The sequence below is a fragment of the Streptomyces sp. NPDC057939 genome (genome assembly GCF_042887545.1).
Lineage (GTDB): Bacteria > Actinomycetota > Actinomycetes > Streptomycetales > Streptomycetaceae > Streptomyces.
The window spans coordinates 196,844-208,728 of sequence record NZ_JBHVPG010000006.1 but is presented as its reverse complement, the minus strand read 5'-3'; the positions used below and the strand labels follow the sequence as shown (position 1 = coordinate 208,728).

Here is an 11,885-nt window from a genome sequence, read left to right as displayed (position 1 = left end):
TTGCCTGCTGAAAGCACCGACCACTCTCCTCACCCGCCCACCCCTTCGTCCTGAAGTGGAACCACTCGTGGCCGATTCGCAGTCCCCCGTGATCCGCACCGTCACCGAACAGTCCCTTCGCGTCCTGGAGACCTACCGCGTCGACCCGGGCCTGATCCCCGAGCACGCCAACGGCGAGCGCCGCATCACCCAGGGCGGATACGGCGACCGCCAGTTGTTCGAGCTGGTCCAGAACGCCGCCGACGAGATCCGTGACGAGCCCGGCGGCCGGATCCAGGTCGTCCTCACCGACCGGCACCTCTACTGCGCCAACCAGGGGAACCCGGTGACCGCCGAGGGCGCGGAGACCATCCTGCGCATGAGCATGTCCCGCAAGCGCGGCGGTCAGATCGGCCGGTTCGGCGTGGGCGTCAAGTCGGTCCTGGTGGTCACCGACACCCCCGAGTTCTTCAGCCGCACCGGCAGCTTCGGCTTCGACAGGACCTGGTCGTACGCGCAGATCCACAACGTGCCCGGAGTGCGCGAGCGGTTGGGCGAGGGGTTCGAGGCCCCCGTACTGCGCATGGCCCGCGAGCTGGACGTGGACGCCGAACGCCTCCAGGACCAGGTGCTGGACGAACTCCTGGGATGGGCCACCACGGTGGTCCGGCTGCCGCTGCTGGACGGCGCGGCCGACCACCTCGGCAAGGACATGCACGGCCACCGGGCGAAGGTGAGCCACGAGAGCCGGGAGGAGTTCCCGGCCGGCTTCCACCTGTTCTCCCCGCACGTCGGCCAGGTCACCCTGGAGGACCGCCGCCCCCGCCCGATCGCCCGCCGGACCCTGCGCGGCGAGCGGGACGGGAGCAGGCGCGCGATCCACGAGGAGCGCACCGGCAGGCCGCCCGTCGACTCCAAGTGGCGGGTCTTCGCCCGGACCCACGAGCCGACCGCCGCCGCCCGCCGCGACGCGGGCGAACTGCACGACCGCCTCTCCATCGACGTGGCCTGGGCGGTGCCCGAGTACCGTCGCGACGAGCGCTCCGGTCTGCTGAGCGCCGCCGACGCCCGCGGCCGCGGCAGGTTCTGGTCCTTCTTCCCGACCAAGTACGAGATGACCCTCAGCGGCATCCTCAACGGCGCCTGGAAGACCAACGAGGACCGGCAGAACCTGCTGGACTCCTCGCCCTTCAACACCGAGATGATCCAGGTCGCCGCCCGGCTCGTGGTCGCCTCCCTGCCCGAGCTGGCCCCCGCCGAGGACCCCGGCGCGTACCTCCCGCTGCTGCCGGGCCGCGCCAAGGGGGCCGAGGTGATCAGCTGGGCCGACCGGTTGCTCACCGAGCAGATCTGGGCCGCCGCCGCGGTCAACCCGTCCCTGCCGGACCAGGACGGAGTGCTGCGCACCCCGGGGGAGTTGCACATCCACCCCGACCTGGGGCCGGACAGCACCGCGCAGAACCGTTGGCTGCGCGACTGGCACTCCTACGCCGGCCGCCCCCGGAACTGGGTGCACCCCTCGGTCGAGGCGACCGACCTGCGATCGGGCAAGATCCAGCACGTTCTCGCCGCCGCGGGACGGCCGCGGGCCACGGTCCGCGAATGGCTGGAGGCCCTGGTGTCCGACGGCTCGGCGGCGGCGTCGGAGACCGCCATCCGGATCGTCGCCGACATGGTCGAATCCAAGGCCGCCTGCGCCCCGTCGGCGTGCACGGCCCGGATCGTCCTCACCGAGGAGGAGGGCCTCGTCGCCCCCGTCCGCGGCAAGGTGTTCCGCCGCACCGAGGAGGACGGGCTGCCGGAATCGCTGGTCTACGTGGACCGCGCGCTGTCCGAGGACCCTTCGCTGTCGTCCGCGCTGACCGTCCTCGGCATCCAGGAGGCCGACGTCCGCGGCCGCTTCCTGAGCGTCCTGGACCAGGGCCTGGGCTCCTACGGCCCGCAGGAATGGCAGCGGTTCTGGGACCTGTTCCACCAGGCGGGCACCCTCGCCGTGGGACACGAGGTGATCGGCCGGGTGCCCGACGCGCGGCGGACCCTCAGGGTGCGCACCGCCGACGGCCGGTTCCACACGATGCGCGACTGCATGCTGCCCGGCGCCGTCGTCACCGCGCAGAGCGACCCCTCGATCGCGGTGGACATGTCCTTCCACTCCGACGACACGGGCTTCTTCCGCGAGGTGGGCCTGCGCGAACGCCCGAGCGCCGGCCACCGCCCGGAGGGCGAGGACTGGTTCGAGGAGTACCGGGAGGCCATGCACGCGGCGTACTGCCGCAAGCTCGACAACCGGGCGAACCGTCCGACGCTGACCCGCACCAAGGTCGAGGGGACGGCCGTCGGCGGCCCCCTGCACCTCCTTCCCCGACTCTCCGAGGAGGCCCGCGCCGCGTTCCTGCGGGTGCTGCCCGACGACGGCGTGATCGAGAACTGGACGCTGCAGATCGGCGCGCAGGTCGCCACCCGGCAGCAGGCCCCGTCCCCGATCCGCTGGATGCTGTCCCGGCACGGCAGGGTCGAGACCTCACAGGGCGTCAAGTCGCTCAAGGAGGCCGTGGGTCCGCAGCTCTCGGCCTACCGCGACGTGCTCCCGGTGACCACGCTCAGCGTCGAGAAGGCCCGGAAGCTGCGCCTCGCGGACAGTGTGGAGAAGGTCCGTTCCGAACAGTGGGAGCAGCTCCTGGACAAGCTCCAGGCCAGCGAGGACGACGCCTTCGTCGGATCCACCTACGCCCTGTTGACCCGTCTGGAGATCGACTTCCCCGAGGGATCCCTGACCCGCTGCCGGGTCGGTGCCGCCTGGGACACCCGGGAGGACGGCGAGATCGCCGTCGCCGCGAACCCGGAGGAGTACCGCTCGCTGCGGGCCGAGCGGGTCCCCGCGCTGCTGATGCCGGACGAGGGCTCCGCCGACCTCATGGTCGAACAGTGGGGCATGCTCCGCCACGACGACGTCGTCAGCCGCGAGACCCGCCACGAGTCGAGCGTGGCGGCGGTCCCGCTGTCCGAGGAGTACCCGACGCTGCGCCAGCGGATGGGAGCCTCCGTCGGCACCTACTCCCTGCTGCGCTGCTCCACCCTGGAGGAGGTCGTCCGCACCCCGAACGGAGCCCGCCCGAGGTCCCTGGAGAGCGCCCGCCAGGGCAACGTGATCAAGGTCCTGGACTCGCTGGACCGGCTCGGGGCGCTCCGGGCCGTCGACCGTGAGATCGGCCTGAGGCTGGGCGAGGCCGGGTGCCGCGCGGTGCTGGAGGCGCAGGTCCGCCAGGAACAGGACGAGAAGGTGCGGTCCGCGTTCAAGGCGATCCGCGAGGCCTCGGACGTGACGGCCAAGCTGGAGCTGCTGATCGGCGCGGAGGCCCTGCGCGACAGGCTGCCCGCCGGGCTGATGGAGGCCGAGACCCAGGAACTGGGCGGACGGGAACCCACGGGACGCCGGACGGCGCAACTGGCGTTCAACGCGCACGGCGACACCGTGCTGAAGACCCACGCCCGCGACATCCAGGAGCGCTTCCCGACCGCCCCGTCGTCCTACACCGGAGGCTCGGCGGCCGTCTCCTTCGTCGCCGACCTCGGCCTGCCGGCGCCCTTCGCCGGACACCGGGCCCCGACCCTCGACCAGAGCCTCGCGGTGGAGGGCCCCCGCGACTTCCCGCGCCTGCACGACTACCAGGAACGACTCGCCCTCAACATCTTCGAGATGCTCGACCGGTTGGCACCACAGCGCGCCATGCTGTCGCTGCCCACCGGCGCCGGCAAGACGCGCGTCACCGCCGAGGCCGTCATCCGCTGGGTGAAGCAGACGGGCGAACTGAAGGGCCCGATCCTGTGGATCGCGCAGACCGAGGAACTGTGCGAACAGGCCGTGCAGAGCTGGCAGTTCGTCTGGAGCAAGGCCGGCGCCCGCACCCGACTGACGATCAACCGGCTCTGGACCTCCAACGAGGCGGCCCCGGTCACCGACGGCCCGCAGCTCGTGGTGGCCACCGACGCCAAACTCCAGTCGTGCCTGGACAACGACCGGTACGCCTGGCTGCGCGCCGCGGCGCTGGTCGTCGTCGACGAGGCGCACGTGGCGACCGGCCCGCGCTACACCGAGATCCTGACCCTGCTCGGCCTGACCCAGCACCGGACCGAGCGGCACCTGCTCGGCCTCACCGCCACCCCGTTCCGCGGCCACAACGAGGAGGAGACCGCCCGCCTCGTCAACCGGTTCGGGGCGCGCCGGTTGGACGAGGGCGTCTTCCCCTCCGGCGACCCCTACCGGCACCTCCAGGAACTGGGCGTGCTGGCCCAGGTCGAACACCGGGAACTGACCGGCGGCACGATCGAGTTGAGTCGGGAGGAGCGACAGAGCACCGAACAGTTCAGCCTGCTGTCCAAGGCCGCCGAACAGCGCCTGGCCGACGACCACGACCGCAGTCGCCGCATCGTCGCCGAGATCGCGGCCATGCCCGCGGACTGGCCGGTGCTGGTGTTCGCCACCTCGGTGGAACACGCCAAGTACCTGGCGGCCCGCCTGAAGGACCAGGACATCTCCGCCTCCTCCGTCGACTCCACCACCTCCGACAACGACCGACGGGCCCGCGTCCGCGAGTTCCGCGACGGCAGCGTGCGGGTGCTCACCAACTACGGGGTCCTCACCCAGGGATTCGACGCCCCCGCCACCCGCGCGGTGGTCGTCGCCCGGCCCGTCTACAGCCCGAACGTCTACCAGCAGATGATCGGACGGGGCCTGCGCGGCCCGCGCAACGGCGGCAAGGACACCTGCCTCATCCTCAACGTCCGCGACAACATCAGGAACTTCGACACCAACCTCGCCTTCACCAAGTTCGAGCACCTGTGGAGCAAGAAGTGACCCTCTCTTCCGAGGACGGTCCGGTCCTCACCCCGGAGCAGCGGGCCGTCGTGGAGCAGCCCTGGGACACCCGGCTCCTCGTCACCGCCGGGGCGGGCGCCGGCAAGACCCACACACTGGTGCGCCGCATGGACGCGCTCGTGGGGCACACCGACCCGGACGAGGCCCTCGAAGCCCGCGACCTGCTGGTCCTCAGCTTCTCCCGGGCGGCCGTCCGCGAACTGCGGGACCGGATCGCCCGCCACGGCGAGCACGCCCGACGGGTGCGGGTGCAGACCTTCGACTCCTGGGCGTACTCCCTGCTGGTGCAGGCCCATCCGGACGGCGAGTGGTCGGCGCTCTCCTTCGACGAGCGGATACGGGCGGCCACCGACGCGATCGAGAAGGGCGCCCTGGAGGCCGTGGAATCCGGCCCGCCCGCCCACGTGATCGTCGACGAGGTGCAGGACCTCGTCGGAGCGCGCCGGGAGATGGTGGAGTCGCTCCTGGACCGCCTCCAGGAATCCTGCGGGTTCACCCTGGTCGGCGACAGCGCCCAGGCGATCTACGACTTCCAGATCGAGGACCCCGACGAGTACGCCGACCGCGCCGACCTCTTCCTGCGCTGGGTGCGCGCCTCGTACGCCGATGACCTGGTGGAACTGCGGCTGACGCGCAACTTCAGGGCCGTCACCCCCGAGGCGCGCACCGCGCTCCCGCTCGGCCACGCGCTGCAGGGCATCGGCAGTGCCCCCGAGGGCCCCGACGCGGCCGCCGAACGGCTCCACGGCGAGCTCCGCGCGCTGCTGCTCGACGTCCCCGACCTGGGCCCGCTCGACGATTCGTTCACCCTGGACTCGCTGCGGTCCTACCCCGGCACCTGCGCGATCCTGACCCGCGACAACCGGCAGGCGCTGGTCGTCTCGGAATCCCTGCACACCCGGGGCGTACCGCACGCCCTGCGCCGCTCCCTCCAGGACCGGCCGGTGCCGTACTGGGCCGCCGAACTGCTGCGCCGCACGGCGGCCGCCACCCTCACCGAGACGCAGCTGCGCGAGCTGCTGGCCGGAATGCCGCTGCCCGCGGGCACCGACCCGGACCGGGCCTGGCGGGCCCTGCGGGCCGCGGCGCGCGGCACCGGCCGGGGCACGCTCGACGTGGCACGGCTGCGCAGGCTGGTGGTGGAGCGCCGCTTCCCCGACGAGCTCGCCGACCCGGAACCGGCCCGACTGGTCGTCTCCACGGTGCACCGCTCCAAGGGCCTGGAGTTCGACCGGGTGGTGCTGCTCACCCCGCCCACCGTGGCCGAGCTGCGCCGCCGCACCGCCGATCTCGACGTGCCCGCCGAGGCGCGCGCCCTCCACGTGGCGATGACCAGGGCCCGGGAGGACCTGTACCGGGTCGCCCCGCCCGATACCGCGACGGTCCTCAAGCACAAGCCGACCGGCCGCTGGTACCGGGGCGTCCCGAACCAGCACCACAAGTGGCGGCGCGACGGCGTCGAGGTGCGGGCCGCGGACGTGTCCGCCGTGGAACCGGCCGACGCCCCCAACGACGCCGTCGGCGCCCAGAGGTACCTGCTGGAGCGGGTACGGCCGGGGGACGCCGTCACGCTGCGGCTGCGCGACGACCTTCCGATGGGCCCCTGGCAGAGCCCCCGGTACGCGCTGCTCCACGAGGGACGGGAGATCGGGGACGCCTCCGAGGCCTTCAGGAGCGACCTCTACTCGACCCTGAAGGTCGGCACGAACTGGGAGATCCGCTGGCCCGCGGAGATCTGCGGCCTGCGGGTCGACTGCCTGGAGTCGGTCGCGGGCAGCACCGCCGCCGGAGCCAACGCGGGTCTGGGCGCCCACGGGGTGTGGATCGCCCCGCGCATCAGTGGAATCGGACGGTTCCGGCGTCCCGCCGGAGCCCAGGAGGAGTAGCGATGACCATCCACGCAGGGCGGCACGCCGCGCACTACGAGGTCCGCGAGGACCTCGTGGCCCGGCTCCGCAGGGAACTGCTGGGCCCCGACGGGCACGACCGCGCCGAGGACCGCGCCGAGGTGCTGGAGCAGGACGCCCCGATCACCCGCTACCCCATGGGCGTGCTCTTCCCCCGACCCGCGGACGCCGCCGCCGGCCTCCGCCTCCAGGAGGACGCCGCCGAGGAGGAGGGCCTGGACGAGGAACCCGTCACCGGGGCGGACCGCCTCGACGAGTCCGCGCCGACCGTCGAGCGGCCCAACGCGGGTGACCGGCGACCGTCCACCGTCGGGTTGACCTTCGCGGTCGACCTCGCCGTGTGCCGGGAGATCGTGGTCTCCGCCCGCGCCGCCGCCTACGAGCCGCACGACGCCGAGGGCCGTACCGTATCGGCCCGCCGCAGCGAGGCCCGCACCACCTCCGACCAGCGGGAACGCTGGCGCCGGGTGGAGCTGGACCTGCCCGACACCCCCGTCGACGTGACGCACCCGGGGCGCGGGGCCTCACGCGACCTGATGGACGGCACGGCCCGGCTCGAAGTGCACGTGCGCCGCCCGGCGCAGCACACCGGCACCGTCACCGTCACCGTCACCCTGGTCAACGTCCAGAAGGTCGGCGAGCGGGAACTCCAGGACGCCTTCGCCCTGTTCCAGACCGGGCTGACGGTCCGTGCCGCCAACGGGTCGAGCGCGTTCGTGGAGCGTCCCGTCACCCTGTCCGCCGTCGACCCGGAACTGGAGACCAGCCGGTTGCTGCACCGGCACGCACCGACCTTCGCCACCGGTCACGGCTGCGCGGCGGTGTGGGACTGGACCCCGCCCCCGGTCGGCGTCACCGACGTGGAGCGCGCGGGCGTGGCCGAGGTCCGCACCGAGTTCGTCCCCACGCACGAGGTGCTGCTCACCGACTCCAACCCGGAGATCGACGACCGGGCCCTGACCATGCTGGGCCTCGCCGAAGCACCCGACAGCGAGGTGATCGCCGCCCTGGAAGGGCTGGCCGGGGGATACGAGCGGTGGATCGCGCGCAAGCGCGCCGAAGCCGCCGCGCTGACCGCGACCTCGTACGAGGAGGCGGCGTCCGCCCAGGTCACGGCCTGCGAGCAGGCCCTGGAACGGCTCCGCGAGGGCATCGCGCTCCTGCGCGACAAGCCCGACCTGATGCGGGCGTTCCGGCTGGCGAACCGGGCGATGGCGACCCAGCGTGCCCGTAGCGCATGGGTCAAGGAGGGCCGCGGCGGCGAACCGGACCTGGCCTCGGCGCGCTGGCGCCCGTTCCAGATCGCCTTCGTCCTGCTGTGCCTGGCCGGGGTGGACGACCCGAGCCACCCCGACCGGGGCGTGTCGGACCTGCTGTGGTTCCCCACCGGTGGTGGCAAGACCGAGGCGTACCTGGGCCTGATCGCCCTCACCACGTTCCTGCGGCGGATGCGCCTCGGCGCCGCCGGAGCGGGCGTCACCGTACTCATGCGGTACACGCTGCGGCTGCTCACCCTCCAGCAGTTCGAGCGCGCCGCGATCCTGATCTGCGCCATGGAACGGATGCGCCGCGAGAACCCCGAGGAACTGGGCCACGAGGAGATCTCCGTCGGCATGTGGGTGGGCCGCTCCGCCACCCCGAACACCCTCGAAGTGACCGCCGCGCAACTCGGGGCCGCCCGCTCCGGCAAGGTCCTCCAGAAGGAGAACCCGGTCCAACTGCACGCCTGCCCCTGGTGCGGGACCGCCCTCGACGCCCACCACTACGCCGTCGACCGGGAGGCCGTCCGGATGGACGTGCGCTGCCCCGGCCCGGGCTGCGCGTTCTCCGACGGACTGCCCGTCCACCTCGTCGACGAGACCGTCTACCACGCCCGTCCCACCCTGGTGATCGCCACCGTCGACAAGTTCGCCTCGATGCCGTGGCGCGCGCGGACCGCATCCCTCTTCAACCGCGACCGCGAGGACGCCACCCCGCCCCCGGAGCTGATCGTCCAGGACGAACTCCACCTGATCTCAGGTCCGTTGGGCACCCTGACCGGGCTGTACGAGACGGCCGTCGACCTGCTCGCCGACCGACCCAAGGTGATCGCCTCCACCGCGACCATCCGCCGCGCCGCCGAACAGGGCATGGCCCTGTTCTCCCGGGACGTACGACAGTTCCCGCCCGCCGGCCTGGACTCCCGCGACTCCTGGTTCGCCGTGGAGACCCCCGCCCGCGACAAGGCGTCCCGCCGCTACGTGGGCCTGCTCGCCCCCGGCACCAGCCAGTCCACCCTGTTGATCCGCACCTACGCCACCCTGCTCCACCAGGCGATGCGCACCGACACCACCGAGGAGGTGCGCGACGCGTACTGGACGCTGGTCGGCTACTTCAACAGCCTGCGCCTGCTGTCCGCCGCCGAACTCCAGGTCCACGACGACGTCGTGGACCACCTGGAGCACCTCGCCGATCGCGACGGCTGCGGAGCCCGCGCCGTCGCCAACCACTCCGAGCTGACCAGCCGGGTCGACGCCAGCGACATCCCGACCCGCCTCAAGCAGATCGAACGCCGGCTCCCCGGCGCCGACGTGGTGGACGTGCTCCTGGCCACCAACATGATCGCCGTCGGCGTCGACGTGGACCGGCTCGGACTGATGGCCGTCATGGGCCAGCCGCAGACCACCGCCGAGTACATCCAGGCCACCAGCCGCGTGGGCCGTGCGCACCCCGGCCTGGTGGCCGTGATGCTCAACGCGGGCCGCTCCCGCGACCGTTCCCACTACGAGAACTTCCAGCACTTCCACTCCGCCCTCTACCGCGAGGTCGAGTCCACCTCGGTGACGCCCTTCTCGGCCCGCGCCCGTGACCGCGGCCTGCACGCGGTGATCGTCGCCCTGGCCCGCATCCTCATCCCCGCCGCCCGGGCCGACGACGCCGCGGGGAACATCGACCTCTTCGTCGACGAACTGCGGGAGAAGATCCGCCCCAGGATCCTCGAACGGGTCGCGCGGGTCTCCCCGGAAAGGACCGCGGCCAAGGAGGTCGCCCACGTGGCCGCCGCCTTCGACGAGTTCGTCGACTGGTGGTACGCGGAGGCCGAGGCCCACGGCGGCCTCCACTACGAACCGAAGCGCGGCCGCAACGCCCCCTCCCTGCTCAAGCCCTACAACGACGCCATGGAGGACGTCGAGGCGTGGGAGACCCTGTGGTCCCTGCGCGACGTCGACGCCGAGTCCGCCCTGTTCATGGAGGCATCCCGATGACCCCGCCCCCCTCCCGCAGTCGGCGCCGTGCCGACGGCTCCGCCACGGCGGCCCGAAGCCTGCCCCGCCGGGGCGCCGTCCGCCGCGCCCAGGCCATCACCACCTACGGTGTCGGATCGCTGATCGCGGTGGAACAGGAGTCGTTCATCGTCTCCGGCATCGACTCCGCGGAGGAGTACTGGCCCCGCGACGAGGCCCCCGTGATCCACGAGCCGCGCCTCGCCCGGGTGCTGGGCGTGCGCAGGTTCCGCCTCCCGCCCGCCTCCGGCGACGACAGCCGTGACGGCGTCCGCGTGCGCAGGTTCCCGCTGTGGCACCACTGCCCCGAGTGCCACGCCCTGGACCACGTACGGAAGTTCAACTCGCCGCCCGGACGCAACGAATGCGCCGAGTGCTCCGAGCCCCTGGTGCCGTCCCGGTTCGTGGTCGCCTGCGAGGACGGGCACCTCGCCGACTTCCCGTACTGGAAGTGGCTGCACCGGGGCCGGCGCGGCGAAGGCCAGGCCGGATTCTGCGGGGGCCGGATGACCCTCGCGTCCTCGGGGCGCACCTCCTCCCTCCGATCGGTCGTCCTCTCCTGCTCCTGCGGCGTACCGGAAGTGTCCATGGAGGGCTCCTTCCGGCGCGGCGCCCTCAAGGACCTGAACATCCGCTGCGAAGGCAAGCGCCCCTGGCTGGGGAACGCCCCGGACCTCCCCTGCTCGCGGACGCCCCGGACCCTCCAGCGGGGTTCCTCCTCGGTGTGGCAACCGGTCCTCCGCTCGGCCCTGTCGATTCCGCCGTGGAGCGACACCCGGGCCCACGCCCTTGACAAGCACTGGGACAAGCTCCGGACCTGCACCTCCCTCGCCGAGGTCGAGATCCACCTGAAGTACATCTTCGACGGGTCCCCGCCGCCGGTGACCCCGGAAGAGGTCATGACGCTGCTCGCGGCGATGGAGGCCGAGGACACCACCGGGGACGACCACCCCGACGTCGACCGGGAGGAGCGCTACCGCGCCCTGCGCGACCTTGAGTACGCGCGGCTGTGCGAGGGCCACCCGGAGGAATCCGGCCACCGCACCGAGCAGTTCGTCTGCGAGCGCCCGACCGGCGACGCGAAGCCGCTGACCGGACTGGGCCTGGCCACCCCGATGCTGGTGAAGAAGCTCCGCGAGGTCCGCGCGCTCAAGGCCTTCACCCGCGTCATCGACCCCGAGACCTCCTCGGAGGGCCACGAGGCCGCGCTGTCCCTCACCCCCACCGACTGGCTGCCCGCCATGGAGGTCCACGGGGAAGGGGTCTTCCTCCGGCTCGACGAGGACCGGATCGACGCCTGGGCCGCACTGCCCGCCGTCGCCGAACGCGTGGAACGGATCCGGCACCGGCACCAACGGGTCCTCACCGAACGGGCCTCGGACCCCACCCGGGTCCCGATCTCACCGGCCACCCCGCGCATGGCCCTGCTGCACACCTTCGCGCACGTCATGATCGACGAATGGAGCCTGGACTCCGGCTACCCGTCCGCCTCGCTCCGCGAGCGCGTCTACTCGGGCGACGACATGGCCGGCGTCCTGATCTACACGGCCACCAGCGACTCCGCCGGCAGCCTCGGCGGGCTCGTCGCCCAGGGCGAGACCGACCGCCTCGCCCAGGCGGTGCGCTCGGCCGTCCACCGCGCCGAATGGTGCTCGGCCGACCCGCTGTGCGTCGAGACCGAGACCTCCGGCGCGGGCGGCACCAACCTGGCCGCCTGCCACGCCTGCGTGATGCTCCCCGAGACCAGCTGCGAGTACAACAACGGCCTCCTCGACCGGGCGCTCCTCGTCGGCACCCCGGAGGACCCGACGATCGGCTTCTTCGCCCACCTGCTCAACCGGTGACCACTACGCCGTGACC

General features: G+C 72.5%; 4 protein-coding genes. All 4 read left to right on the top strand.

Going from position 1 to position 11,885, the window contains the following annotated elements:
• Positions 1–67 precede the first annotated feature (67 nt).
• Genes ACFVS6_RS10060 through drmB form a run of 4 tightly spaced genes read left to right on the top strand, consistent with a single transcriptional unit; the run spans position 68 to position 11,869 of the window.
• Positions 68–4,834, top strand: a complete 4,767-nt coding sequence (locus ACFVS6_RS10060; RefSeq protein WP_389702358.1) for a DEAD/DEAH box helicase — start codon at positions 68–70, stop codon at positions 4,832–4,834.
• The gene (locus ACFVS6_RS10055) at positions 4,831–6,741 is read left to right on the top strand and encodes a UvrD-helicase domain-containing protein (RefSeq protein ID WP_389702356.1); all 1,911 of its coding nucleotides are present in this window, start codon (positions 4,831–4,833) and stop codon (positions 6,739–6,741) included. The genes ACFVS6_RS10060 and ACFVS6_RS10055 overlap by 4 nt, the downstream gene beginning before the upstream one ends.
• A 2-nt stretch (positions 6,742–6,743) precedes the next feature.
• On the top strand, positions 6,744–10,007 hold the full coding sequence (locus ACFVS6_RS10050) for a helicase-related protein (protein ID WP_389702355.1): 3,264 nt from the start codon (positions 6,744–6,746) through the stop codon (positions 10,005–10,007).
• On the top strand, positions 10,004–11,869 hold the full coding sequence (gene drmB / locus ACFVS6_RS10045) for a DrmB family protein (RefSeq protein WP_389702353.1): 1,866 nt from the start codon (positions 10,004–10,006) through the stop codon (positions 11,867–11,869). The genes ACFVS6_RS10050 and drmB overlap by 4 nt, the downstream gene beginning before the upstream one ends.
• The last annotated feature ends 16 nt before the right edge of the window (positions 11,870–11,885 follow it).